The 25,744-nt window shown below is 60.3% G+C and carries 20 protein-coding genes; 3 read left to right on the plus strand and 17 right to left on the minus strand.

Annotation, left to right across the window (positions count from 1 at the left end):
* Positions 1 to 243: 243 nt before the first annotated feature.
* The 10 genes from DW754_RS08055 to DW754_RS08100 form a co-directional block, all read right to left on the minus strand.
* Positions 244 to 711 carry a YfcE family phosphodiesterase gene (locus DW754_RS08055; protein ID WP_055252090.1) on the minus strand — a complete coding sequence of 156 codons (468 nt, stop codon included), beginning with the start codon at positions 709 to 711 and terminating at the stop codon, positions 244 to 246.
* A gap of 96 nt (positions 712 to 807) precedes the next feature.
* A complete protein-coding gene (locus tag DW754_RS08060) occupies positions 808 to 1,524 on the minus strand; it encodes a LytTR family DNA-binding domain-containing protein (protein WP_006235156.1) in 717 nt (238 codons plus the stop codon).
* A gap of 72 nt (positions 1,525 to 1,596) precedes the next feature.
* Complete coding sequence (locus DW754_RS08065; RefSeq protein ID WP_006235157.1) at positions 1,597 to 2,940, minus strand: histidine kinase; 1,344 nt, start codon at positions 2,938 to 2,940, stop codon at positions 1,597 to 1,599.
* The gene (locus tag DW754_RS08070; protein WP_117758477.1) at positions 2,937 to 4,124 is read right to left on the minus strand and encodes a glycosyltransferase; all 1,188 of its coding nucleotides are present in this window, start codon (positions 4,122 to 4,124) and stop codon (positions 2,937 to 2,939) included. The genes DW754_RS08065 and DW754_RS08070 overlap by 4 nt, the downstream gene beginning before the upstream one ends.
* Positions 4,125 to 4,295: 171 nt before the next feature.
* A complete protein-coding gene (locus DW754_RS08075) occupies positions 4,296 to 5,555 on the minus strand; it encodes an MFS transporter (RefSeq protein ID WP_055252086.1) in 1,260 nt (419 codons plus the stop codon).
* A 101-nt stretch (positions 5,556 to 5,656) separates the two neighbouring features.
* A complete protein-coding gene (locus DW754_RS08080) occupies positions 5,657 to 6,601 on the minus strand; it encodes a zinc dependent phospholipase C family protein (RefSeq protein ID WP_117758476.1) in 945 nt (314 codons plus the stop codon).
* 92 nt (positions 6,602 to 6,693) lie between these two features.
* Entirely contained in the window at positions 6,694 to 7,428 is a 735-nt protein-coding gene (locus tag DW754_RS08085; RefSeq protein WP_117758475.1) for a LytTR family DNA-binding domain-containing protein, read from the minus strand.
* A 38-nt stretch (positions 7,429 to 7,466) separates the two neighbouring features.
* Entirely contained in the window at positions 7,467 to 8,858 is a 1,392-nt protein-coding gene (locus DW754_RS08090) for a sensor histidine kinase (RefSeq protein WP_226790488.1), read from the minus strand.
* A gap of 112 nt (positions 8,859 to 8,970) precedes the next feature.
* The gene (locus DW754_RS08095) at positions 8,971 to 10,248 is read right to left on the minus strand and encodes an amidohydrolase family protein (RefSeq protein ID WP_055252079.1); all 1,278 of its coding nucleotides are present in this window, start codon (positions 10,246 to 10,248) and stop codon (positions 8,971 to 8,973) included.
* 131 nt (positions 10,249 to 10,379) lie between these two features.
* The gene (locus tag DW754_RS08100; protein WP_117735418.1) at positions 10,380 to 11,831 is read right to left on the minus strand and encodes an APC family permease; all 1,452 of its coding nucleotides are present in this window, start codon (positions 11,829 to 11,831) and stop codon (positions 10,380 to 10,382) included.
* 355 nt (positions 11,832 to 12,186) lie between these two features.
* On the opposite strand from DW754_RS08100, the gene DW754_RS11180 reads away from it, so the two are divergent.
* The gene (locus tag DW754_RS11180; RefSeq protein WP_233508843.1) at positions 12,187 to 13,188 is read left to right on the plus strand and encodes a C39 family peptidase; all 1,002 of its coding nucleotides are present in this window, start codon (positions 12,187 to 12,189) and stop codon (positions 13,186 to 13,188) included.
* Between the two features lie 188 nt (positions 13,189 to 13,376).
* On the opposite strand, the gene arcC is transcribed toward DW754_RS11180, so the two are convergent.
* On the minus strand, positions 13,377 to 14,339 hold the full coding sequence (gene arcC / locus DW754_RS08110) for a carbamate kinase (protein WP_006235166.1): 963 nt from the start codon (positions 14,337 to 14,339) through the stop codon (positions 13,377 to 13,379).
* Between the two features lie 435 nt (positions 14,340 to 14,774).
* Between arcC and DW754_RS10990 the strand changes: the two genes are divergently transcribed.
* Both DW754_RS10990 and DW754_RS08115 read left to right on the plus strand, forming a co-directional pair.
* The gene (locus DW754_RS10990) at positions 14,775 to 14,924 is read left to right on the plus strand and encodes a hypothetical protein (RefSeq protein ID WP_158549138.1); all 150 of its coding nucleotides are present in this window, start codon (positions 14,775 to 14,777) and stop codon (positions 14,922 to 14,924) included.
* A 107-nt stretch (positions 14,925 to 15,031) separates the two neighbouring features.
* A complete protein-coding gene (locus tag DW754_RS08115; protein WP_117638139.1) occupies positions 15,032 to 16,393 on the plus strand; it encodes an ATP-binding protein in 1,362 nt (453 codons plus the stop codon).
* A gap of 255 nt (positions 16,394 to 16,648) precedes the next feature.
* Here DW754_RS08115 and nifJ read toward each other — a convergent pair whose 3' ends face one another.
* From nifJ to DW754_RS08145, 6 genes are all read right to left on the minus strand, one after another.
* Positions 16,649 to 20,188, minus strand: coding sequence for a pyruvate:ferredoxin (flavodoxin) oxidoreductase (gene nifJ, locus DW754_RS08120; protein WP_117758473.1), 3,540 nt, complete (start codon positions 20,186 to 20,188; stop codon positions 16,649 to 16,651).
* A 451-nt stretch (positions 20,189 to 20,639) separates the two neighbouring features.
* A complete protein-coding gene (locus DW754_RS11085) occupies positions 20,640 to 21,578 on the minus strand; it encodes an FHA domain-containing protein (protein ID WP_199411437.1) in 939 nt (312 codons plus the stop codon).
* Positions 21,579 to 21,581: 3 nt separating this feature from the next.
* Positions 21,582 to 23,423 carry a hypothetical protein gene (locus tag DW754_RS08130; protein WP_117758472.1) on the minus strand — a complete coding sequence of 614 codons (1,842 nt, stop codon included), beginning with the start codon at positions 23,421 to 23,423 and terminating at the stop codon, positions 21,582 to 21,584.
* On the minus strand, positions 23,420 to 24,325 hold the full coding sequence (locus DW754_RS08135; protein ID WP_117564927.1) for a hypothetical protein: 906 nt from the start codon (positions 24,323 to 24,325) through the stop codon (positions 23,420 to 23,422). Before DW754_RS08135 ends, DW754_RS08130 begins: the two co-directional genes overlap by 4 nt.
* Positions 24,326 to 24,570: 245 nt before the next feature.
* Positions 24,571 to 25,167, minus strand: coding sequence for a recombination mediator RecR (gene recR / locus DW754_RS08140; protein WP_089573257.1), 597 nt, complete (start codon positions 25,165 to 25,167; stop codon positions 24,571 to 24,573).
* 13 nt (positions 25,168 to 25,180) lie between these two features.
* Positions 25,181 to 25,501, minus strand: coding sequence for a YbaB/EbfC family nucleoid-associated protein (locus DW754_RS08145; protein WP_006235174.1), 321 nt, complete (start codon positions 25,499 to 25,501; stop codon positions 25,181 to 25,183).
* Between the last annotated feature and the right edge of the window lie 243 nt (positions 25,502 to 25,744).

A 25,744-nucleotide genomic window follows, 5' to 3' on the forward strand; every position in this document is an offset into this window, starting at 1 on the left:
AGACGGAAAGCACATTAAGTGCTTTCCTTTGCGTGCGGAACTCGCGACAAACTTAACCCCCGCCCCCAGCCCCGGAGACCCTCCCTGCCGTCACATTATTCAACCAGTTTTGCGGGCGTGCGCCGCTGCGCGGCTAGCCCGCGTGCTTCCCGGCGGGGGTGGTCTGATTGTTCTGGTTGGACTTCTGACTTTGGCTCAAAGAAAAACGGGAGATGCGTTGTGCATCCCCCGTTTTTGTTGCGGTTAGTCCAAGTCAATAAACTTAGTGGTCAGTATCTTGCCGTCTTTGACGAGCATTCTGGCCATGGTGGGGCCTCGGGTGCCTCTGGGATAGCTGGCGCTGCCCGGGTTGAGGACTAGGCAGCGGCCCACTTGGGCTTCTTTGGTTACGTGGGTGTGGCCGTTGATGGCTACGTCTACGGATCCCACCGGAAGGTCTTCGCGGTAGTGGGCTACGGCGAATTTGAGGCCTTCGTAGGTAAAGAGCGCAAGACGGTCTACATCGGGGCCGTAGTCGCGGTAGTAATCGTTGTTGCCCAATACGGCCCGCACGGGGGCGATGGTGCATAGGTGCTCGTAGTCCATCTCTGACGTAAGGTCGCCGGCGTGGATGATCAGGTCTGCGCCCTCAAGCTCATCCAAGAGCGCAGGCGATAAATAGCCGTGGGTGTCCGAGATGATGTCGATGCGCTTGGCGCTTGCGCTGTTCATGGGATCCCTTCCGCAAAAAACGATTCGGCAGATACATACAAAAAAGGCCCCACGGCCCCGCAGACGATGGGTCTACAGGGCTGCGGGGCCAGTGTGCTAGAGGCTCAGGGCCTTCTTGAGCGGCACGACGCGGCGGCGCGAAACCGGCACGCGTTCGTCGACGCCCGTAATGCCCAGCTGGATGGCGCCCGAGGGCACCGTCTCAACGTCCGTGACGCACGCCAAGTTGACGATATAGCGGCGGTGAACACGGAAGAAGCCAAAATCGCAGAGCTTGGCCTCAAACTGCGCCAGCGAGGTCGTCGACAAAAAGCGATCATCGACGGTATAGATGCAGGAGTAATCGTCCTTGGCCATGATAAAGCGAATGTCGTCCACGGGAATGAGCACCTTGCGGCCGCCCTTTTCCACCGGGATACGCTCGATGGTCACCTTGCTGTCCGTAACCGGCTTGGCGCGTTGCATGACCTTCTCGATCGCGCGATCCAAGCGAGCTTCCTCGACCGGCTTCATCAGATAATCGACGGCATCCACGTCGAATGCCTCGACCGCATGGTCGCTATACGCAGTCACAAACACGATCGCCGGCGGATTTTTGAGCTTATGCAGCGCCTCGGCAAGTTGCAGGCCCGAGGCACCGGGCATCGAGATATCGAGAAACACGACATCCACGCGACTTTCCATAAGCATCTCGATGGCGGAGCGGACGCTCGACGCCTCCGTGATCGTGCCGATCTTGCCCGTTTGCTCGAGCAGGAAGCGAAGCTCCGAGCGAGCCGGCGCCTCATCATCCACAATCATCGCACGCAGCATAGGGATAAAACCTTTCGTCAACTAACTACGCCGGGCATCCGTCGCATGACGTTGAGCCCGTAGCCTTTTATTTTACTCTTGAATGTCAAAGATGCTCTCTGACAAATCAAGATGAAGGAGCACTTTGGTGCCCTTGCCCGGCGCCGATTCGACACGCGTATAGGAGTGCGGCCCATAAAAGCGATGGATGCGCTCCGAAATATTGTGCATGGCCACACCGGCGCCGCCACCCTGGGGAGAGCTGGCGTCGGGACGGGCAGAGCGCTCGTCAAACAGTCTGGCGGCGGTACCCTCATCCATGCCCACGCCATTATCGGCCACGGCAATCAAGATTGCATCCTCGCCGTCTTGGTGAACGGTCACGTCGATCCTCAGGGCGTCGTCATCGCCCATACCATGACGTACGGCGTTCTCGACAATCGGCTGGATCACGAACGCCGGCACCAGCGTATCTTCCACGTCCTCGGACACATCGAACGTCGCAAGCACGCGGTCCTCGCCAAAGCGGGCCTTCTCAAAGGTAAGGTAGCGCTTGGTCTGTGCGACCTCGCGCGAGACCGGAATAAGCGATCCCGAGTTGTCGAGTGTAGCACGATAGAACGATGAGAACTCACGAAGCAGTTCGCGGGCCCGCAGCGGGTCGGTGCGCGTAAACGATGCAATGGTGTTCAGCGTGTTGAACAGGAAGTGCGGGTTAATCTGCGCCTGCAGCGCACGCACCTCGGCGCGCGCCGTGAGTTCCTTTTGCACCTCGAGCTCGTGGATGGCGAGCTGCGTGGACAAGATCTCGGCAAAGCCCGAGGCAAGCGCATACTGGGTACGGTCGACGGCGCGCGGGGTCTTGTAGTAGAACTTGAGCGTGCCGACGGTACGATCGCCCACCTTGATGGGGGCGATAATGCCGGCGGGAACTTGGTTGTGCGAGCCGTCCGAGCCCACGACATCCACCATACGGTTGAACGACTGCACGATGCCATGTTCGATAACGTAGCGTGTGGCAAGCGTGTGGATGGGAGTATCGGGCAGCAGTTTTTCCTCAAACTCGCCCGCGCAGGCAAGCACGTTGTCCTCGTCGGTGATGGCCACCGTCATGGCGCGCGTCTCGGGCAAAATGCGCCGGCACACCAAACGCGCCGACTCCTGCGTCAGACCGCCCTTAATGTCCTCGAGCATGGCCGAGGCCACCGAGAGCGTCTCCTCGGTGTACTGGGAGCGCACCGAATCGGGATTGAGCGTCAAAAAGATAAAGATGCACAGAAAGATGCACAGCAGCGCGCAGGCAATCACCGTGGCGATCGGCTCGATACCGGTCACCAAGGCAAAAATAAAGTACACCAGCACGCAAATGGCGCATGCAACGGCAATGATGCGAAAGATTGATATTGAACTATCGCGCTGGGCGCGGCGGTCGATCATTCGGCCCCCTCCAGGATACTGATCAGTTGTGCGTCACGCCAAAGCCCGTCCATGATCTTGGGCCAAAAGCTCTGGAAACGCAGGTAGCTTGCAGCGTTTTGGCGCGCATAGGCCTTTGCCTCGCCGATACCATGGCGCCAAATGCGCAGGTAGCCCTCATGCTCGCGGGTAAACACGCTGCGGACCATAGCGGTCTTGTGCACGCGGTCGTCGAGCTCGCGCGAAATCCACGGGCCCGGGTAGGGCATGAGTGATGCCGCCGTAACGGGAATGAGCTCCTTTTGATGCGCGGCGAACGTCAACTTGGCCCGTTCGTAGTACCAACGGTATACATCCTGCATAAAGCGCGGTGAGCGCTTTTCGGACTCCGGAGGCAGATGGCGCACGGTCCACTCGTTATCGAACCACACGTCGTAGCCAAACATACGCATGTTAAAGAGGTAATCCAAGTCCTCGCCGCGGGTGATAAACGGGTCAAAGGCCACACGCGTAAAGGCGCGGGCGTGCAGGGCCATCAGGCCGCCGCACACGTAGTTGGAGCGCGAGATGCGGGTGCCCGAGAGCGCCTTTTTCATCCAACGGTTGAACTCGATGCGCTTGGTCCACCAACGATGGCAGATGCCCGCCTTGTCCGTGGGAGCAAGCGGCGATCCGTCGCGATCGTAGAAATAGCCGCTCTTGACCAAGATCGGCAAGCCCTGACGCGTCTGCTGCCCCAACGCATAGGTCGCGCGCTTCATAAAGTCGGCGTCGATGACAGTCTCATCGTCATCCAAAAAGATAACCGCGTCATGCCCCAGCACAGCGGCACAGGCTAGCCCCATGTTGCGGATGGCACCGTAGCCTCGCAGGCTCACGCACTCGCCCGAACCCTTGGGCGCGATCTGAGCAACCCGGTCTGCGATGCGCGAGGCCTGGGTGTTGGTGACAACGGTGACCTTGAGCGTGGGATGCGCGTCGACAATCTCGTGCACGCGCAGCGACACATCGGCTGTGGCAGAAACAGGACAGACCACCAAAAGGATGATGCGCGGGATGTCGCACACCTGCTCAAGCGAGGCCAGGCAGCGGTCGAGTTCGGGATTGTCGGCGTTGAGTCGCGTCGAATGGTCATAGGTGCCAGGGGCGTTTGCGCAAGCGTCATCGCCCGCCCAATACGTTGGAATCACGACCGTGGCGTTCATGCCTTACCCTCCCTGCAACACAAAAACGGGACGCCGCCAAACACAGGCGACGCCCCGCGACCTAGCTGATTCCATCATACCCACTTGGGCAAATCATTGCTCGCAAGTCGCAATGTTTATTGCGGATAACCCCAAAAGAGTACCGTGGACAGGCACAATAGCCGCTCGCTCCTATGCGGCATGCTCTGCCGCCCGAGTCATGCGGGACAGGCGGACCAGTAGCATAAAGCCAACGACCAGCAGCACGCCAATGGAAAGGACGCCCAGCGACGGGTTGCCGGTCAGCGAGGTGACGACCGACACCAGGAAGGTGCCCATAACGCTTGCATAACGACCAAAGATGTCAAAGAAGCCGTAGTACTCGTTGGACTTTTCCTTGGGGATAATGCGGCCAAAGTAGCTACGGCTGAGCGCCTGCACACCGCCCTGGAACAGGCCGACCATAATGGCAAGCACCCAGAATTCAAAGGCGGTCTTTAGGAAGAACGCGGCGAACAGCACAATCCCCATGTAGGCGGCGACCGCCACCAGGATCATGTTGAGCGTGCCCACGCGTCCGGCGAGCTTGCCGTAGATGATGGCGGACGGAAAGGCCACGAACTGCGTAACGAGCAGCGCCAGCACCAGCTGCGTCGAATCGATGCCCAAGGCCGATCCGTAACTGGTGGCCATGGAAATGACCGTGTGCACACCGTCGATATAGAAGAAGAACGCGATCATGTAGACCAGCACGGTCTTATTGTGGGCAATCTCGCGCATGGTGTGTCCGACCTCGGAGAACACACCGCCCACGATGTGGCCGATGGTGTCCTCGGGACCGCGCTCGCGACCGTACTTTTGCTTATAGGTGCGAATGAGCGGCAGGGTAAAGATGAGCCACCAGGCACCAGTGATGATAAACGACAGACGCGTTGCCAGCATGGTGGGGATGCCAAGAGCGGGGCCACCCATGATGAGCGCCAGGCAGATGACGAACGGCACGGTGGAACCGATGTAGCCCCAGGCATAACCCGAGCTGGACACGGCGTCCATGCGCTCGTCGGTGGTAATGTCAGGCAGCATGGCGTCGTAGAACGTCATAGAAGAGTTAAGGCCGATGGTGCACAGCACGTACACGGTCAAAAATGCCATGGCGGACATTGGGATAGCCTGCGCCAGGCAAAGCACCAGGCCCGTGAGGAAGAAGCCCAAGAAGAACTTGATCTTGTTGCCGGCGTAGTCGGCAAGTGCGCCCAGAATGGGCATGAGCATGGCGATGACCAGCGAGGCGATCGTCTGCGCATTGCCCCAAGCGACCACCAGGTCGGCCGAGGAAGCGCCGGTATTGATGGCGTTAAAGTAAATGGGCACCACCGAGGTATTGAGCAGCACGAGGGCCGAATTGCCCACATCGTACATAACCCAGTTACGCTCGAGCTTGGTGTATTTCATGGACAGGGACCCTTCGTATTTGCCCGATATGCAGTTAGTTCATCGTACCCCAATTGTCCAGAAGCACCGGTAAGGATTCGGCAAAGGGGCACGCATGAGCCCTATTCCTCGCGGTCGAACTCCTCATCGGCATTGAGCACGCGACCGCTGTAATTGACATGGTTGGTCACGGCTTCCATATCGCCGGTCTCGATAAAGCGGGCAACCGTGCACTCGTAATCGAGCAGCGCGCGGTCAAAGACCTCGGGGAAGCTCTCGGTCGAGACTTCATCGGTAAAGGGGTTCTTCCATGCCAAGTGGCCCAGGTTGCCGGTACGCTCGGTCAGCTCGGTCGTCACGCGGTGCGCAAGGCCGTCGAGCAGCGAGTAGTCGTGCACCAAGCCCTCAACCAGCGAGATCGCGCGCGTCTTTGCGGAGCCGGCCGGCTCAATCGCGCGGTAAAGTCGCTGCATATTGGCAACGGCAGCACCGTACTCCCCCGCCGGAATGTCAATGCCGTACACGCGTCCGGCAACATAGCTCATCAGCACGCCGGCCACGCGATTGATGCGATCGGTGGTGACGATCTCGCCCGCCGGCGGGTAATCGTCGACCGTAGCGCCATCGCGTTTAAGCTGCAGCATCAGTACATCCAGGTCGCTCTCGATCACGGCATGGACCTGACTGCTCGAATCCTCAAGCTCTGAATCGGACTCCACGATGCCAAACTGCTGCTCATAGACAAAGGGGTGAGCGTTGCGGTCGAGCACGTAATGAGACAGCAGGCCCAGCGCAAAGGCACGACCCAAGCTGGCATCGCGCGGCAGCAGATGCGACACGCCGTCGCGCAGGCACGCGAACTGGCGAGACATGCGCGACCGATGCATGACCTGCGCCAGCAGCGTGCAGTCGGAAACACGCGGTGTCAGAATGTGAAAGAAAAACGGGTCGGGGCCTTGGTTGCCCAAGATAAAGGCAATGCGCTCTTCATCGGACGTGATGACGCACTGCGGAAGACGGTCGATGCTTTCCTCGCCAAACAGATGATGGGTGATAAGCGCGGGCATAATGATCCTTTCGATTTCATTCGATGCCACCCATTATGCCCACCGCGCGCCCATGCCAAACCTGCGATGGTAAACGACAGCACGCAAGCCTCTTACGCAAGCCCCAGGTGCGACTTGACCTCGGCGGCACGACGACGGGACACCGGTACCGTCGAGTTCACGCGGTCGAGCCTGAGCTCCATCAACCCCGTGGAGCCAATCTCAACATTGTGCACGTCTTCCAAATTGACCAGGTAGCTGCGATGAACGCGAATAAAGCCCTCGGAGTCCAAGCGACGCTCGAGCGAAGAGATCGACTCATTGATCAGGTACGTTCCCTCGGCGCAGATGGCGTTGCAAAAATCGGCGCGCGCCTCAAAGTAGCAAACGTCTGCGGCGGGAATGAACACCTTTTTGCCCCCGCGGTCCACCGTCAGACGCAAAGGCTGGCGCGGAGCGTGGATAACACGACGGACGCCCAAGGCCGCCTCGATCTTGTCGAGTGCCTTTGACAGGCGTGCGTCCTCAACCGGCTTGACGACATAATCGACGGCATCGAGGTTATAGGCATCAGCCGCATACTCGGCAAATGCCGTCACAAACACCACGACCGGCGGCGTCTTTAGGTTCTGCAGCGTCTCGGCAAGCTCAATTCCCGAGCGACCGGGCATGGTAATGTCTAAAAACAACACGTCGGGCCTGTTCGACAGAATCGACTCCACGGCTTCGGTGACATTGCCCGCCTCGGCAATATGACCCACACGCGTATCCTTTTCCAATAGATAGCGTAGCTCAGCCCTAATTGGGGGCTCGTCATCAACCACCAAGATGTTCCAGCCTTCGGACATATGTGCTTCCCCTCTTTTTCTCTCAATCCAACCGCGTGCTACGCCGTCAACGGCGCGGGCTCATGCGGCTCGCCGTTCAGCTCGACGATGACCTGCGTTCCCACGCCCTCTTGGGACTTCACGCGCATGCCGGAATCTTCTCCGTAAAAGAAATGGATGCGCTGAAGCACGTTGAAGAGCGCCAGGCCGCAACCTCGCTTGACGGAGCCGTCGGCGGTAATGCTCTCGGGCTCCTCTCGGCGATGTTGCTCAAACAGATGCGCGCAGACCTCTTCGCTCATACCGATGCCGTCGTCCTCGACGATGATCTCCAAACCGTCATCGGTCTCGAAAGCCCTAACATGAATAGAAAGCGGCTCGGTCTCGCGCTGCGCGTGCTTGATGCAGTTTTCGAGCAACGGCTGCAAGATAAACGGCGGCACCATGCAATCGCGCACCTCAAAGTCGATATCGACCGAGACGCGCAGACGGCCGTCGCCATAACGAGCCTGCATAAGATTGATATAGCGAGTGCCCTGTTCCACCTCGTGCTCGAGCGTTGTGAGGGTATCGGAATCAGAAAGCGTCTGACGGTAGTAATTGGAAAAGTCGATGAGCAGCGACCTGGCCTTGTCCGGCTCGGTACGTACGAGCGACACAATGGTGCTGATGGTGTTAAACAGAAAATGAGGATCGACCTGCGATTGCAAGGCGCGCAGCTCCACGCGGGCCGTAAGCTCGTCCTGGCGCTCGAGCTCAAAGCTCGCAAGCTGCGTGGAAATGAGGTCGGCAAAGCCCGAGGCAAGCGCCGTCTGGCGCATATCGATGCTGCTCAGACGGGGATAATACAGCTCGAGCGTGCCCACGCAATGCCCGCGCACGGTAAGCGGCGCGACAATACCGGCGCGCAGGCGCGGAAAGTAGCCACCTGTCTCGGTCGAGGCATCGCGCGAGAAAACGCTTTGCTCACCGCTGTTGATCACATTGAGCGTGGTCCGCAGCACCACCGGGGTGCCCGCGGGGCATTTTGCCGAGTCCTCGCCCCAGCTTGCCAACACCTGCTTGCCGTCGGTAAAGCAGATGGCAGAGGCGATGGTTTCGGACAGGATGATCTTAGAGGCGCCCAGGGCAGCTTCGGGCGTAAGGCCGCGCGACGTGTAGGCGAATATTTTCGACGCGATGGCGAGCGTGCGGTCGGTAGCGCTCGATGTGAGGTCGTCGGGAACGACAAAGACGTACGAGAAGAAGAAGCACAGCATGACCAAGCCGGCAATGACGACAACGGCCGGAACAGGATTGGGATTATCGGTTAGATCCCAGATGAGCAGCAGGATAAGCAGCGGAACGACAATACCGAGCAAGATGGCTTGAACCACATGCTGAGCGGTACGAAAGACCTTGGTAGAGTTGTAGCTCTTGCCCAGAATCAGCCTATTGAGATCCACCGTCATCTCCTTCTTACTGACGCACCCCATAGCAATAAAGAGGGCCGCAAGCGACCCTCTCCATTGCATTATGCAATCAAATACTGTGTTTTACATCAAGCCATCGATGAACGGTAGCTTAGGCGCTGTACTTGTTTGCCTCGCCGAAGGTGCCGGCCTCGACAATCCAGCCGTCCTTCATGATGACGTCCATGTTGTCGGTGTTGAGCACGTGAATGTCAGCGGCGACGTCACCGTTGACGACCAGCAGGTCGGCGCACTTGCCGGCCTCGATGGAACCGGTCTCGTCCTCGATGTGGCACATCTTGGCACCGTTGAGGGTGGCGCAGGTGATGGTCTCGACCGGGGTGAAGCCGATCTTGTCGACAAACTCGTACATCTCCTCGATGGAGCAGGTGCCGTACGGGGTGACGAAGGAGAAGGAGTCGGAGCCGATCGTCATGACGACGCCGCGCCTCTTGGCCTCGCGCAGGCAGTCGTAGTTGCGCTGCAGCTCCTTCTCGACCAGGGTGCCCTCGTACTTGTCGTGCAGCTCGGGGACGTAGACGGGCGGATAGGTGGCGTACCAGGTGGGCAGGAAGGCGATCGTCGGAGTGAAGAAGGTGCCCTGCTCGGCCATGAGGTCCATGGTGCGCTCATCGATATCGAAGCCGTGAATCAGCTGCTCGCAGCCAAAGCGAACGGAATCGTAGGCAGCGGCGTGGTTGTTGTAGCAGTGGCTCCACACGGGGATGCCGACCATCTTTGCCTCTTCGACCACGGCCTGGATCTCCTCGGAGCAGTAGTGCTGGTCGCGACCGGAGTCCCAGCGCCAGATGCCGCCACCGGTAGCCCAGATCTTGATGGCATCGGGGTTCTCGCGCAGGCGACGACGGACGGCCTTGCGCAGATCCCAAGGACCGTCGACCTGATCGCCCCAGGGGTGCGATTCCTTGTTGAGCTCCTGGCTGCAGTGGTGGGAGTCGCCGTGGCCGGCAACGCGGCAGAAGCCAAGGCCGGTGGCCAGAACGCGCGGGCCCTTGAAGACGCCCTTGTCGATGCAGTCACGGATCTGGATACCAAAGCGGCCGATCTCGCAGACGGTGGTGAGGCCGTGGGTGAGGCAGTCGTAGGCCTGCTTGACGGCGACGGCCTGCTTCTCGAGGAGCGGCTGCATGACCCAGTCGGTGTCATCGTCGGTCAAGTTGCCCGAGAAGTGCAGGTGGGTGTCGATCAGGCCGGGAAGGACGGTCTTGCCGGCGGCATCGATAACCTCAACGCCCTCAGGAAGGTCCTGCATAGTGCCGGCGTACTCGATCTTGCCGTTGTCGTCGACGAGAACGAGGGAGTTCTCGACCGGCTCGGCACCGGTACCGTCGATGAGCTTGCCGCCAACGATTGCATACTTAGTGGACATGGTTCCTCCTTATGGATCCATATAGTGGGCGAGGCCGTGTTGGGTTAAGGCCTCACAAAGCTACCCAAGTGGTGCCGGGTTCGGTGCGCGGGAGAGAGGATTCCGCGCACCCGATCCGCCCCGGCCAGGCGTTACTTTTTGCGGGAATTGGTGAAAGCCATGAGGGCCAGGCCAACAGCCAACCAGCCGATCACGATGCTCCACTCCACCATGTTGAGGGAGGCGGGAGAGAACGGGATCACGAGCAGGCCAATGATGGTGCCGCAGGCAACGATAGCGAGGCTGATGCCAAACTTGCCGCCGGGCACCTCGTAGGGACGAGGCAGGTCGGGCTCGGTGAAGCGCATGCGCAGGCAAGCGAGGGCGACCATGCCGCAGGAGAAGATGAAGGCGAGAGCCGACACGTTGGTCAGAGGGATGAGCATGTTCTTGCCCAGGAACGGACCGACGACGGTGATGACGCCCAGAACGACGCAGGCGAGCTTGGGAGCGCCGGACTTGGGATCGACCTCGGCGAACTTCTCGGGCAGCTGGCCCTTTCGGCCCATGGCGAGCATGATGCGGCTCGTGGCGCCGTAGAAGGAGTTCATCGGGCCCATGGGTCCAAGCGTGGCGATGACGAGCATGGCCAGGTACAGGAGCATGTTGATGCCCTTGAGGCAGGCAAGCGCGGGAACCGGGCTCTTAACAAACTCATGCCAGTCGAGGATGGTGCCGAACGAGTAGATGCAGACCATGTAGAAGCCGCCTGCGGCCAGCAGGGCCAGGGAGATGATCTTGCCGAACTTGTTCCAGTTGAGGCCCTCGGCCGCTTCCTCAGCCTGCTGAGGAATGGTGTCGAAACCGGCGTAGAAGAACGGGGTCAGAACCAGGACCGAAACGATGCCTGCGAACAGGCTGGTGCCCTCGGTAGCAGGCTTGCCGCCGCCAGCACCGGTGACCTGGGAGAACACGGGCATGGCGTTGTCCGGCGAGCCGGTGAACAGCGAGACGCCCATGGCGAGCAGCATGCCGCAGAGCAGGGCCTTGGTCAGGAAGGCTTGCAGCTTGGCGGCCGAGCTGGCACCGCGGAAGTTGAGGAAGATGACGTAGGTCGCAAAGCCGAGCGCGATTAGCGTCGGGAACAGGTAAACGTCGGCGCCCAGGATGGTGTAGAGCTTGACGGCGCGCAGCCACTCAAGGCCGGGCAGGCTGCCGAACATCTCGGACACGAGGGTCGAGATGGCGATGGCCTCCCACGGGCACAGGATGCCGTTGCCCAGGGCCAGGAGCCAGCCGGTGATGTAGCTCATCGTACGGCCAAAGCTACGATCGACATACTCGACGATGCCGCCCGAGATGGGGATAGCAGCCGTGAGCTCACCGAAAACAGCTCCGACGGGCACGAGGAAGATTGCACCCAAGAGGAATGCGATCATAGCGGGAACGGGACCGCCGCCCACGACCATCCAGTCGCCGACCTGCAGAACCCAACCGGTACCGATGATGGCACCGAAACCGATGGTGAAGAAGTTCCAGAGCGAAAGCGTTTTCTTCATGCCGCCGTTGTCCTCGACTGCAACTTCTGCGTTCTTGTCCGCCATTGTTCCCCTCCTTTCCTTTTTGACGCCCCCTGGCGTCACCCCTTGCGCGGTCCGTTTTGCCGCGCGCTTTTATTCCATGGCTTTAAGATACGGCCTTGGCGCAGCAGCGCCGCTCGCAGCTCGACCGAAGGCAGAACTGCAAAACGAGCGGCACCGTTTTTGGGACGAACGGCGGGAGACGTCATTCGTCCTGGACGCTTTCATCTTGTCTGCTTTTGAATACCTGTTGCCGTGACGCTTGGCGCGCGGCGCGGCAACGTTCATACCATTTGTCAGGCTTTTGGCGCACATACCCATGTGTCGTGCATCTTTTTATGTAGGATAGACAAGTTACACACGAGGCAAGGTGATTCGAATGGCATACGGATACAATGACGGCGACCAACGGCCACAAAGCGTGCGCCTTGCCGGCCGCACCACGCCAACGCCCAGAAGCACCTCCGACAACGGCAACCAGCAGCGCCCCCAAGAGCAGCCCGGGGCTTCTTCTCGGCAACAAAGCCGTACCGCGCAGCAGTCAGACCGCGTGAGCACGAGCACACGCCAACGCCAGACCGACACATCGCAGCCGCGCCGCTACGATTGCCGTACGACCGACCACTACGTTAAGCGCTCCTTTTCGCCACCTCAACGCAATCGCGGCAATTCCGCCCCTCGCCCCGCGTCGCACACCACAAGCCACGCACTTCCAGCCCGCCGTCTACGCCTTGCGCTTTGCTCCATTGCCGCCTGCCTCGTCTTTGTGTTTTTGGGATCCTGTATCTCGCACGGATCAGCCGGTCTTGAGCCCACTGCCGAGGACAAGCTGCTTAAAGCTCCCGTCGCGCCCGGTTACTCCTTTGCGTTCTCGACCCCACGCTCGCAATGGCAGGCCGGCACCATGCCCCACATCTACCAAATTGACCCCGCATGGTCGGAGCTGCCCTATGCCGGTGGCACTATTCGCGAAAACGCTTGCGGCCCCACTTGCCTCACCATGGTCTATATCTTTAAGACCGGCCACACCGATAAGACGCCGGTCGATATATGCGCACTGGCCGAAGCCGGCAACTACGCCCCCACTGGTGCCACCGAGTGGTCGTTTATGACAGGCGGTGCGTGGCAGCTGGGGCTCAACGGAACACAGCTCTATAACAATCGCGAATCGATTACCCAAGCACTTCGCTCGGGTGCGCCCGTCATCGCCGCAGTGCGCCCCGGCACGTTTACCAACGTAGGCCACTATATCGTGCTCTACGGCATCGACGATGCCAACCAGATTGGCGTCTACGACCCCAACTCGGCCAGCCGCAGCGCCCGCCGCTGGGGCGTGGTGGAGGTCCTCAACGAAATCGAAGCCATGTGGGCCTACTACTAGTCATTGGGGACAGACTTAAATGAGTGGTCATTGGGGACGCTCTTGTTTGACTAGTCATTTAAGAACGTCCCTAATGACTAGCTGAATAGCAAAAGCCCCGCAGTCGGAGCGGACTGCGGGGCTCATGAAGAGAGGCTAGTTTGTAGGCGCTTTGCCTGGCGCCCACGAGAGAGGCAACAGAGTAGAGACTACTCGTGGATGCGGGTACCGGAGAGGCCGGCCATGGTCTCGGCAGCCTTGTCCAGAGCGCCGATGATGCAGGTGCGGCCCTTGCGGGAACGGGCGAACTTGATGGCAGCGCGGACCTTGGGCTCCATGGAACCCTTGCCAAACTGACCCTCGTCGGCCAGGCGCTCGGCCTCGTCGGCGGTGAGGTCCTCGAGCTCCTCCTGGTTGGGCTTGCCAAAGTTAATGGCGACATGCTCAACGGCGGTCAGCAGGAACAGAACGTCGGCGTCGCAGTCCTCGGCCAGCAGCTCGCCGCCCAGGTCCTTGTCGATGACGGCGGGAACGCCCTTGTAGCAGCCCTTGTTCTCGTAGTCGCGGACGACGGGGATGCCGCCGCCACCGCAGGCGATGACGATGAACTCGTTGTCGAGCAGGTTGAGGATGGAGTCAGCCTCGACGATCTTCTTGGGATCGGGGGAAGCGACGACGCGACGCCAGCCGCGGCCGGAATCCTCGACGAAGACCTTGGAGGGATCCTCGGCCATGAACTCCTTGGCCTGCTCCTCGGTGTAGAAGGGGCCGATCGGCTTGGTCGGGTTCTTGAACGCGGGATCATCCGGATCGCACTCGATCTGGGTGACGACGGTGGCGGCGTGCCAACGCTTATAGCGCTTGTGCATCTCGCGGCCGATGCCCTGCTGCAGGTGATAACCAATGTAGCCCTGGGACATGGCGCCGCACTCGGGCAGCGGCATCTCGGGGGTACCGATGGCATCGTGGGCAGCGGCGAAGGCGTTCTGGATCATGCCGACCTGCGGGCCGTTGCCGTGGGTGATGATGATCTCGTTACCCTGTTCGATAAGACCAAGGAGAGCGTGGGCGGTGTTGCTCACGGCCTCGATCTGCTCGACGGGGTTGTTGCCGAGGGCGTTGCCGCCAAGGGCGACGACAATACGATCGGGCTTGCCAAGAGGCTTAGACATTGCTGGAATCCTTTCTGTAAAAGGCCTACAACCCATTAATAACCCGCGTCCGTGCGTTACGCGAGTTTATTAAGGTTTATATTCTCTTTATCGCTCATTTTATTCATTTTGAAAATAGCGGAACGGTGAACGGTCGTTTTTATCCGCTCAGCGTAAAGAACCCCAGCTCACGCATATCTACGCCATTTACGTGCAACTTTATTTAAATGCAGCGAGGATTATGTCGGATTATGCAAACTACATCTCTGCTAAACACAAAACGGACAGCGCAATATCTTACTCGCACTATACGAGATTCTATGCACTTATAAGTTGAGTATGCACCCCTGCAAAAACATGGGGCTTTTCATCCAACATAAGGGATAGCCGATCGCGCTTCACCCCGCGGCAAGCGACTGCGAGTTCGCAGTATGGAACTTTACCGTCGGCTTCTGCATGAACGCTACCGACGCCCTTTCGCTCCTGCGCGCCCAAGCAGCCGAGAACGCTAACGGCGCCACTGTCAACCTGGCCACCCTCAACAACGGCGCCGCCAGCCTTTTCGCAAAGTACCGTGCTGGCTCGCTGGCTTTGAGGCCTAAGTGAGCTTTGCTATTTGCCAATTTTTGTATGATTTGGGTCAAATCTATTTGTCAATTTTTGTATGATTAGGGGCAAATCTATTTGCCAATTTTTGTCAATGAGGTGTTTTAATGCTACGCCGCAAAGTCACTGATAGGCTTTTGAGCTGGAAGAATAACTCCCATAAGGCCCTGCTTGTTACCGGTGCGCGTCAGATTGGCAAGAGCTATGCGATTCGCGCGTTTGGAAAGAGCAACTACGCTTCGTATTATGAGGTCAATCTGCTACTTGATGCCGAGGCAAGAGACGTACTTGTTGGCGCTAAGAACTCCATTGACTTCATCAACCGTGTGGCCCTTCTTGCGGATGCACCGCTTGTTGAGGGAGATACGCTTATCTTTGTCGATGAGATTCAGGAGTATCCGCAGATCGTTACACTTATGAAGGCGCTGGTCGAGGACGGACGCTTTAGCTATGTCTTCTCGGGGTCTATGCTTGGGACTGAGTTTAAGGGGATCTCTTCTTTCCCGGTGGGGTATGTCGAGCACATTGTTATGCGGCCAATGGATTTTGAAGAGTTTTGTTGGGCAAACAGCATCAGCGAGAATGTGCTTGCAGACATCCGCAGCTGCCTTGTCGAGAGGCGTCCCGTCGAAAATTTTATTCATGAGGCGATGCTCAAAAACTTTAGAGCTTATATCGTTTGCGGCGGCATGCCGGAGGTCGTTCAGAACTATATCGATTCGGGCTATTCGCTCGTGAGAACGCGTGAGCTTCAAATTCAGCTAGTCGATCAGTACAAAAGCGATATCTCTAAATATGCATCGACTCGAGCGTTTAACGTTCGCTCCATTTTCGAGCAAATTCCCGTTCAGCTTGAGGCGGAGTCCCATCGCTTTATCGTCTCGTCTCTAGGCGAGGGAGCTCGTCTTCAAAAATACGAGCAGGATTTCCTATGGCTGGTGAACGCAGGCGTTGGATTGATGGTCCCCCAGGTGACGGAGGCACGAAGTCCTCTCAAGAGGACGGAGAAAACGACGGCCTTTAAACTATACGAGTCCGATACAGGTATGCTCGCATCGCGGTATCCCGGCAGCACGGCACGCGCCGTCTACCTTGACATGAAAACCCCCAACCTCGGCGGCCTCTATGAGAACGTGGTCGCACAGGAACTCGTTGCCCTCGGAGCAGATACGTGGTACCACCAAACGCGTGAGGTCGGTGAAGTCGACTTTGTAATCGAAGGTGCCCGCGGGCATGTTGTCCCAATCGAAGTCAAATCGGGCAAGAAAGTTCGAGCACATGCAGCCCTCGACCGTTTGATGAGTGTGGGCGAGTACAAAATTCCCGAGGCCGTTGTGCTGAGCCACGAAAACCTTTGTAAAGAGGGCAAGATCCTTTACGTTCCAATCTATATGACATTCTGTCTCGATGAGTTTATGGAAAAGGACGACCCCAACAACGATTTCTCGTTTGCACCCATATCCCTCTAGGCCATCTGGGTCCGCAACCAAATCCCCCTCTATGCCCAAAGCCGCGAAACAGCGACCGGGACAAGGCGCCCCACCAACCACGTCCTTCATCAGCCCACACAATCCGAGGACGTAGTCGTAGCAGGATCTGAGGGCTGACCTTCGCGGACACTCCGCAGGACGAAAGAACCCCCGCCGCACGTAGTGCGCAGCGGGGGTTCTTTCATGTCCGAGGACGTCCGCGAAGGTCAGCCCTCAGATCCTGCAGTGGGAGACCTAAGCCTCGTTGTACACCGTCTTGAGCTTCAGCAGGTGCTGATAGCGATCCATAGCGGCCTGCTCGTTCTCCTTGAAGAGCTCCTCGGCGCGCTCGGGGAAGGAACGCGTCAGCGAAGCGTAACGGGCCTCGTTCATCAGGAACTCCTGATAACCGCCCGCGGGCTCCTTGGAATCGAGCGAGAACTTCTTGCCGGCAGCAGCCTCGGGGTTGAAGCGGAAGAGGTTCCAGTAACCGCACTCGACAGCCTTCTTCATCTCGGCCTGGCAGTTCTGCATGCCGCCCTTCTTGATGGAGTGCATCTCGCAGGGGCTGTAGCCGATGATGAGGGACGGGCCGTCGTAGGCCTCGGCCTCGTGGATGGCCTTGAGGGTCTGAGCCGGGTTGGCGCCCATGGCGACCTGCGCCACGTAGACGTAGCCGTAGCTCATGGCAATCTCGGCCAGAGACTTCTTCTTGGTCACCTTGCCGGCAGCGGCGAACTGAGCGACCTGGCCCAGGTTCGAGGCCTTGGAGGCCTGACCGCCGGTGTTGGAGTAAACCTCGGTGTCAAAGACAAAGACGTTGACGTTGTGGCCGGAAGCCAGGACGTGGTCCAGGCCACCGAAGCCGATGTCGTAGGCCCAGCCGTCGCCGCCGAAGATCCAGAAGGACTTCTTGGTGAGGTAAGCCTTGTCGGCGAGGATTGCCTTGGAAGCCTCGCAGCCGCACTTCTCGAGCTCGGCAACGTAGGCAGCGGCAGCGGTCTTGGAGGCCTCGGCGTCGTTGACGGAGTCGATCCAAGCCTGGCCGGCGGCCTTGAGCTCATCGGACGGACCATCGGCAGCGATGATGTCCTGGGTAGCGGCGATCAGCTTGTGCTGAACGGCCTCATAGCCGACGGCCATGCCCAGACCGTGCTCGGCATTGTCCTCGAACAGGGAGTTGTTCCACGCCGGGCCGTGACCGTCCTTGTCCTTGCAGTAAGGAGCGGTGGCAGCGGGGTTGCCCCAAATGGAGGAGCAGCCGGTGGCGTTGGAGATGAACATGCGGTCGCCGGCGACCTGGGTCACCAGACGTGCATAGGCGGTCTCGGCGCAGCCGGCGCAGGAGCCAGAGAACTCCAGGTAGGGCTGCTTAAACTGGCTGCCCTTGACGTTGGCCGCGATGAGCTCCTTCTTCTCGGAGACGTTCTCGACCATGTAGTCCCAAACGGGCTGCTGGTCCATCTCCTGCTCGGTGGGAACCATCTCGAGGGCGCCCTTGGGGCAGACCTTGACGCAGTTGGTGCAGCCCATGCAGTCGAGCGGGGACACGGCCATGGTGAACTTCATGCCCTTGGCCTTGGGGCCCATGGCGTCGAGCGTGCGGGTAGCCTCGGGCGCGGCAGCAGCCTCGTCCTCGGTCATCGCGAACGGACGGATGGTGGCATGCGGGCACACATAGGCGCACTGGTTGCACTGGATGCACTTGGTCTCGTCCCAGTGGGGAACGACGACGGCGACGCCGCGCTTCTCGTATGCGGAGGCGCCCAGCTCAAACTGGCCGTCGGCGCAACCGACGAAGGCGGAAACAGGCAGGCTGTCGCCGTCCATGCGATCGATGGGCTCGAGCAGGTTCTTGACCTGCTGGGCGATAGCGGACTTGGTCTCCTCGGAGAGCTCGACGGGGGCGGCATCCTCGGCAGTAGCCCAGTCGGCCGGAACCTCGAACTTATGGAAGGCGGTAGCGCCGGCATCGATGGCCTTGTGGTTGGCGTCGACGATGGCCTGGCCCTTCTTCATGTAGGACTTGGTAGCCGCGTCCTTCATGTACTGCAGGGCGTCCTCGGCGGGCAGGACCTTGGCCAGCGCGAAGAAGGCGGACTGGAGCACCGTGTTGGTGCGCTTGCCCATGCCAACCTTGGCAGCCAGGTCGATAGCGTCAATCAGGTAGACGTTGACGTTGTTGTTCGCGATGTAGCGCTTGGCCACGGCGGGCATGTGCTCGGCGAACTCCTCGTCGCTCCACTGGCAGTTGACCAGGAAGGTGCCACCCGGCTTGACGTCGCGGACCATCTTGAAGCCCTTGACGATGTAGCTGGGGTTGTGGCAGGCGACAAAGTCGGCCTTGGTCACGTAGTACGGCGAGCGAATCGGGGAATCACCAAAACGCAGGTGCGAGACGGTGACGCCGCCGGTCTTCTTGGAGTCGTACTGGAAGTAGGCCTGAACGTACTTGTCGGTGTGGTCGCCGATGATCTTGATCGAGTTCTTGTTGGCGCCGACGGTACCGTCGCCACCCAGACCCCAGAACTTGCACTCGATGGTGCCGGGGGCTGCGGTGTTGGGCGCATCCTCGGCCTCGGGCAGGCTCAGGTTGGTCACGTCATCGACGATGCCGATGGTGAACTCGCGCTTGGGCTCGTCCTTCTTAAGCTCCTCGAAGACAGCGAACGCGGACGCGGGAGGCGTGTCCTTGCTGCCCAGGCCGTAACGGCCGCCGACGACCTTGATGCCCGTCTTGCCGGCCTCGTAGAGAGCGGAGACGACGTCCTGATAGAGCGGCTCGCCGATGGAACCCGGCTCCTTGGTGCGGTCCATGACGGCGATCTTCTGGACGGTCTCGGGGAGAACGTCGACAAAGTGCTTGATGGAGAACGGACGGAACAGGCGAACCTTGACCAAGCCGACCTTCTCGCCGTGAGCGTTGAGGTAGTCGATGACTTCCTCGAGCACGTCGCAGAAGGAGCCCATGCACACGACGACGCGATCAGCATCGGGAGCGCCGTAGTAGTTGAACAGGCCGTAATCGGTGCCGAGCTTCTCGTTGATCTTCTTCATGTAGCCCTCGACGACGGCGGGAAGCTCGTCGTAGACCTTGTTGCAGGCCTCGCGGTTCTGGAAGAAGATGTCGCCATTCTCGTGGCTGCCGCGGGTATGCGGGTGCTCAGGGTTGAGCGCGTGATCGCGGAAAGCCTGGACGGCGTCCATGTCGCACATCTCGGCAAGATCCTTGTAGTCCCACATGGCGACCTTCTGGATCTCGTGGCTGGTGCGGAAGCCATCGAAGAAGTTAAGGAACGGGGTCTTGCCCTCGATGGCGGCAAGGTGAGCCACCGGCGAGAGGTCCATGACCTCCTGGACGTTGCCCTCGGCGAGCATGGCGAAACCGGTCTGGCGACAGGCCATGACGTCGGAGTGATCACCGAAGATGTTCAGGGCGTGCGAAGCGACGCAACGCGCGGAGACGTGGAAGACGCCCGGGAGCTGCTCGCCCGCGATCTTGTACATGTTCGGGATCATCAGGAGCAGACCCTGAGAAGCCGTGTAGGTGGTGGTCAGAGCACCGGCGCCCAGCGAACCGTGAACGGTACCGGCTGCACCTGCCTCGGACTCCATCTCGACGACCTTGACCGGGGTGCCAAAGATGTTCTTGCGACCCTGGGCCGCCCACTGGTCGACATGGTCGGCCATCGGGCTGGACGGCGTAATGGGATAAATTCCCGCTACCTCGGTGTACGCATACGAAACATATGCGGCCGCCTCGTTGCCGTCCATAGACTTAAACTTACGCGCCATATACCCCTCTCCTCTCATATAGGTATACAGGCCCCGGCGATCGCCGGGATGTTGGCGTGATGGGATTTTCGTTGTTGCTTCCAATCATCTGGCAGGCGGACTCAACAGCAGGTACATGGCGTGGAGAGAAGGCATGCCGAGGCGAGGAGGGCTGCACGCGCTCCACAGGCCCAGCCACCCGTCTTGCACATGACCGAGCGCCGCAAAGGCCGCATGCCGGATGCTCCCGGGCACGCCCCGGCGATGGGAAGCGCCCGCAACGGAAATCCGCATGCGGGTTTATTGTACCCCGCCGTCAAGTGTAATTTCGGCAAATATAGGCGGGCGGTAAAGGTTTGCCCCGGGTGACCGCCAAGGGGCGAGATGGCCCCTCCATCCCCGGGCGACTGGCTCTGGCGCGCCAAGGAGTGTCCCCGAGTGCCGGCAGAAAAGGAACGTCCCTAACTGCCGGCTAGAGGGCGCCGAGGAGGATGGCGTAGGTGGTGGATTCGCCGAGTTTGAGCTCGTCGCCGGGGTTGAGCTGGGCGGAGCGACCGGGCTCTACTTGAATACACACGCTCGTGGCCCCGTTTACCACCACGGTGCCGTTCGTGGATGACAGGTCCTCGACAAACCATGTGCCGGAATCGTCGCACCAGATATGGGCATGGCGGGCCGAGACATCGTCGCCGACATCGGTGATGTCACCTTCCCCCGTTGCCAGCGCGCCGATCTCGACGCCTTCCTCACTCGGTTGGATCCAGCGCGGGGCGCTCACCACGTAGCCGTTTTGCACGCGCAACAGTCCCAACGGATGCGCCGGCGCGACCTCGCGCTCGCCCGCGACCGAAGATGTGCTCAGCGAGCGCGGCGTCGACGTGGCGCCGCCACAGGTCGCATGGGCGTAGTCGATGGCATAGGTCACCGACGAGCGGACATCTGCCGAGCAACCCACGGCGACAAACAGCACCAGGATGGCCTCGGCGCGCTCGGCGGGCATGAGCTCAGCCGCCTGCGACAGGCGCTCGAGCGCATTGCGGTAGAGATTCGTGTCCTGATGGCATTCCTCGAGTGCCCGCGCCATGGGCTCGCCAGCGGGACCGCACACCATATTGGTCACGGCCGCGGCGTCCATGGGATTGCGCCGCCGCAGGGCCAGCTGCGACATAATGCGCGCGGCCGAGGTGCCGTAATCGGCAAAATAACGTTCCTGCAGCGTGCCGACCGGCGCGCGCACGATAAAGCGCGAAACCCAGGAGCGATCGGCAGCACGGCTCTGAGGGCTACGGCCATCGGCAAGCGGGCGGCTCGAGAGCACCAGGCCGCACAGTTCGATATGGCTCAGGTGCGCTGCGCGCTTAAATATGTCGAACATTGCCCCACACGGGGTGAGCTCAGCTTGAGAAGCCATGGCTTAGCCCTCCTTGGTCGCAGAGATAGTGTCGGACACTTCGGCCGGCCCGCCAAAGGCGCGGGCAGCCGCGGCTCCGCCGGCAAGCGGCGTCGCCATGGGAATTTTCGCACGTCGTGCTGACACGACGGGAAGCTCAAAGGCAAACCCCATCGCCAGCAAAAACCACGTGAGCGCATAGGTTGCAATTATGGCGGCCACCAGGCCACCCGCCACGGCATGCTGGGAAAACACGGCACATGCGAGTGCGACCAGAGCCGGAACCTCGCAGGCGGAAAGGGTCAACACGCCCTGTAGGAATCCCGCGCGGCGGTCGCGCGCCAAAGCCCCGGCGGCGATGCCCACCATGCCCGGCAGCGCCAACGCCAGCGCGGCGATAATGGCCGGCAACTTTCCGGACCACATAAGCGGTCCCACGGCGAGCGTCACATGGGCGCCCGATGCCAACAGCGCCGCTGATACCACGACCACAGCCCAAAGCACGCCGCATACCGCCGTCGACGCAATCATCGCCATACGTCGCATCGCCCGGCCCGATACCTCCATCGGGCACGGCATGAGCGGCTCGGCGCGAAGCGAGCGGGCGACATTTTGCGCATAGTGGTCACAAAATGCCGAGAGCGCGGCCTCCACCGCAGCCGGCTCGGGACGATCTTCCTGATGGCAGGACAGGCAGGCCATCACCACATCGAACAGCTGAGCGTCGACAAACGCCAGCGCATCGCGCAGGTCCTCGGAATTTGGATCGAGCCCCAGCTGCTGAGCCTGTTCGGCCGCGGCAAGTGCCACATCGGGCTCGCGTCGCAGCAGTTGCGTCAAGTCGCAGCCGGGCGCGTGGGCGCCGACGGGATAATCGGGCAGCGTATCCATCTTGAGGCGATAAGGGCTGGCGATATCGCGAGTCTTTTTGCGCGAGCCCGAAGTACCCGACGCACCCGGCGCTACTTCGTACGGCGCGACACCGGCGATGAGCTCGTAGACCGTACTCGCCGCTGCATAGACATCGATCGCCGGCGACATGCGAAGCATGCGCAGGTCGGGAATATCGTCGGTGAGCATCTCGGGCGGGGCGTAGGCCACCGTCGCGCGGCGCAACGTGGCATAGCGCTCGGTAAACGACGCCTTGCCGCCGGCGCCGGCCACCGCAGAGGCGGGCTCGAGCGCCAGCGACGAGCCAAAGTCGATCAAGCACAGGTCGAAGGCGCCTTCGGCAAGCTGTCGGTCGAGCGGCAGGCGCGCCGTGCGCACCATAATATTAGCGGGCGAGATATCGCGATGGACGAACCCCTCGCCTACCAAGCTCATGCGGCAGAGCAGATCGAACAGGTCGCGACCTAGGCGCGCCGCAACGAGCGGCGACAGACGCCCGGCATCGTCCACGGCAAGGCGCGAGCGCAGGCGAGCGAGCGTCTCGCCCTCGACCCACTCCATGACAATCGCGGGCACGCCGTCGACCTCGCCCCACCCGTACAAGCGGGGAAAGCCCTTAAGGCCCGAAAGGGCACGATGGCATTCGTATTCCTCGCGAAACGCCGCTTTGAACTTGGCGACCAGCGCCTCATGGGCGGCGGCATCGTCAAACTCATCGCACGTTGGCAAGATGAGCTGCTTGAGTGCCACGGCCTCGCCTTGGGCGTTGACGGCACGCGTCACGCGGCCGATACCGCCACGGCGCATGGTGGCATCGTCGGCAAACAGTATCGTAAAACGACGCAGATAGGCAGGCAGTTCGTCCTGACCGAGCGCAATGGCCGGCTCAAACCCGTCGACACGCGCCAGGCGCAGGCCGACCATGGGATCGCGACCGAGCGATTGTGGTGTGGTGGATGCAAGATCGGTCATCATAGGGCAAGCGCCGCCACGTTATTGTTGAAGTTACCGAGCGCGACGTCATCATCGCCGTAATGGCCGACCCATTGACATAGGTTGGTGTAACAGCCCCACAGATTGGCATACTGCTGATACCACTTTGACCGGGGCGAGAATGTCTGACGACCGAACTCGGCTCGAATGACAAACATCTCCCCGACCAGGCTGTCGCACGGCCTGGGATCTCCCGTAGAGTTATAGGTCGAGACCACGTCATTGGCACGAGAAACATAGCCGTCGAGCATGTTGTACTTGGTCACAAGCCAGCTGTGAATGCTCTCTTCCTCAGCAGCGGAAAGGCCACCGGAGTTTGCATCGTTGTCAGTGTTGCCGCCCGTCGAGCCGCCGTTTCCAGACCCTCCGGCAGAGGAACCCGACCCAGAGCCACCGCCCGAACTCGACGAATCCGAGCCGGAGCCAGAAGTATCCGAGCTACCGGGCTTTCCGGACTGCTGGGCGTCCTGCTCCTTCTGCTGCTCGACCTTATTCACCGTTGCCGCCACGCTATTGTTGGACAACCGATCGATGATCTTGGTGTTGGTGAGCACGATGGTTTTGCCATTGGCAAGCGTGACTTCGTTGTCCGGGGCCTCGGCGCCGTCCGCGTCGCCGGTGCCAAACACAATATGCGCGACCACACTTGCCCAAGCATATCCAGTCGTGGTCCCCAGGTCACTTTTGACCTCATGCCCCACGCGCGGTTCGCGTGCGGCATGTGCCTGCATCATGGACGGCACGGTCATGCCATAGGCAGAAACGCCAGCTATGACCAGCACCAGCGAGCAAGACAGCAGTGCGTACGCCCGCGGCGCCAAGCCCAGTCGGCGTCGCATGCGCACCGCGGCGCCGCGCTTTGTCTGAGTGCCACCGGGCCGCATGCGTTCTCCTCCAACAAAAACACGCCGCTCGGGAGCGGCGCATTCATTCGAATCCATATTTGAGTGTATCAGCGAACCCAAAAGGTTGCGCAACGAATGGGCAAATTAAGGATGCGAGTGGAAGCATCCATGCGATAAGCGGATACAAAGCATCTTTGTTGCACAACAAACTTACAGTCGCACGGGGAAATTATGGCTACCCCGTGCGTCGCGATGAAGACATACGGCAGGAGCAGGCTCGCCACCTAAATCGTGCGACGGGCCTCGATGGCGCGCCCAAGCGTAAGCTCGTCGGCATACTCCAGGTCGCCGCCCACGGGAAGGCCGCTCGCCAGACGCGATACCTCAACGCCCAGCGGCTTGATAGTGCGGGCCAGGTAGCTCGCCGTGGTCTCGCCCTCGATATTGGGGTTGGTGGCGATGATGACCTCGTGGATGTCCTCGTGGCCCAAGCGTGCCAGCAGCTCACGAATGTGCAACTGCTCGGGACCAATCTTGTCCATGGGACTGATCACGCCGCCCAATACGTGGTAGAGACCGTGGTAGCTGCCCGTGCGCTCAATCGCCTGGACATCGCGCGGCTCGCCCACCACGCAAATGCGAGTGGTATCGCGCATCGAATCCTGGCAGATGGAGCACTCGTCGGCCGTGGCGTAGTTAAAGCAGCGGCTGCAAAAGTGAACCTCCTGCTTAACCTCCAGGATAGCCTCGGCCAGGCGGCGCGCCTCCTCGGCATCGGCCTCGAGCAGGTAATAGGCGATGCGCTGGGCCGACTTGGGACCAATGCCCGGCAGACGGCCCAGCTCATCGAGCAATTTTTGCAGACTATGGTTGGCACTCATATATATGCGTGTCTTAGAACGGCATGCCCGGGATGTTGAGGCCGCCGGTGATGGCGCCCATCTGCTTGTTGGCGAGCTCGTTGACACCGCGGACGGCCTCGTTGACGGCAGCCATGATCATGTCCTGCAGCATATCGACGTCCTCGGGATCGAGGGCATCGGGGTCGATGGTGAGGTTGACGAGCTCCATCTCGCCGTTAACGGTCACCTTGACCATGCCGCCGCCGGCAGAGGCGTCGACGGTCTGGGACTTAAGGTTTTCCTGCGCGGCGGCAAGCTGCTCCTGCATCTTGCGAGCCTGCTTCATCATTTGCTGCATGTTCATACCGGCCATGATGGCTCCTTTACGTGCGGCCGCGCGACAAGCTGCAAGGGCAGCCGGAGCGCGACGGGACTTTCAAACTCAAAAATCGTACCACGGCGCGGGGCAAGCAAGCGGGGCGGACACGCTACCTCAGTCGATATACATGTCCTTGAGCGTGACGCACGCCCAAGATTATGCAAGGTCGAATTATGCAAGGTTGCATAATTATCTCAAGCTACATCTAGCAGAGCTGGAACCAGGCAGTTTATGCGT

This window comes from Collinsella sp. AM29-10AC, from assembly GCF_003469085.1.
Lineage (GTDB): Bacteria > Actinomycetota > Coriobacteriia > Coriobacteriales > Coriobacteriaceae > Collinsella.